Source organism: Vibrio sp. FF266 (genome assembly GCF_041439695.1).
Lineage (GTDB): Bacteria > Pseudomonadota > Gammaproteobacteria > Enterobacterales > Vibrionaceae > Vibrio > Vibrio tasmaniensis_A.
The window spans coordinates 1-1,243 of record NZ_JBGOOO010000115.1 but is presented as its reverse complement, the minus strand read 5'-3'; the positions used below and the strand labels follow the sequence as shown (position 1 = coordinate 1,243).

The 1,243-nt window shown below is 44.2% G+C and carries 1 protein-coding gene; it reads left to right on the top strand.

The annotated features are described in order from the left end of the window. Positions 1-62: 62 nt before the first annotated feature. Positions 63-1,213 (top strand): IS3 family transposase gene (locus tag ACED59_RS24495; protein WP_371693082.1). Its coding sequence is split into 2 segments (ribosomal slippage): positions 63-306 and positions 306-1,213, totalling 1,152 coding nucleotides; the frame shifts between segments, so codons are not numbered across the junction. Positions 1,214-1,243 lie beyond the last annotated feature (30 nt).

Here is a 1,243-nt window from a genome sequence, read left to right as displayed (position 1 = left end):
TGATCTGAACCAGTAGTTTTGGACACTGCGTTAAGTGAGTACAATCACTAACGAGGTGAACCATGACAAACAAGAAGAAACGTATTCTCCACTCTCCTGAATTCAAAGCCGAAGCTCTGAGGTTAGCAGAGAAAGTAGGTGTAGCTGCCACCGCAAAGCAGCTCTCGCTACATGAATCTCAAATCTACGGCTGGCGTAAAGCTGCAACGAAAGACACCAATTCTAGCCAAAGAGAAAAAGATCTTGCCGTTGAAGTTGCCAAACTTAAACGACAACTGGCCGAACAAGCTGAAGAGCTAGATATTGTAAAAAAGGCCGCCACCTACTTCGCGAAGAATCTAAAATAGATTGCTACGAATTTATGCTCGAGAACATGGTGGACTTTAGCGTTTATCGCATGGCCAAGGTGTTCTCGGTCTCCCGAAGTGGGTTTTATTATTGGATCAAGCATCGCTATAAAGACAACTTGCGTCTACAAGCTCGACACGTGTTGGATGAAAAGGTGAAGGAAGCTTTCGAAAATAGCAAAGGCAGAGATGGTGCAAGACGTATTCAGGTTGAGTTAGCTGAGAATGGGAATAAACATAATGTTAAGACCATCGCAACCAGTATGAAGCGCCAGAGTTTGGTGGCGAAAGCAGCCCGCAAATTTAAATGCACAACGGATAGCAACCATAAAATGCCTGTAGCACCAAACATACTCGAACAGGATTTCACAGCGAGTGCTCCTAACCAGAAGTGGGCGGGCGACATCACCTACATAGCAACGAGTGAGGGCTGGCTTTACTTAGCGGTTGTTATTGACCTGTACTCACGGCAGGTAGTCGGTTGGTCTATGGGGACACGAATGACAGCGACTCTAGTTTGTGATGCATTGTCGATGGCCTTATTCCGTCGTGGCTTCCCAGAGGATGTAATTATTCACAGTGATAGAGGAAGCCAATACTGCTCTAAAGATTATCGTGAACTCATAACTGCTTATAATTTAAAGCAAAGTATGAGTAGAAAAGGAAATTGTTGGGATAATGCCTGCGTAGAGAGTTTCTTTCACTCGATGAAAGTTGAAGCGATCCAATATGAGCCGATCATGACTAGAGACACTATGCGTCAAACGATCTTTGAATATATTGAGGTTGATTATAACCGAACAAGAAGGCACAGTGCTCTTGGGTATCTAAGCCCAATTAACTTTGAACAACGAAATGTCGCTTAATGTAGTGTCCAGTCCTGCTGGAGCAGATCA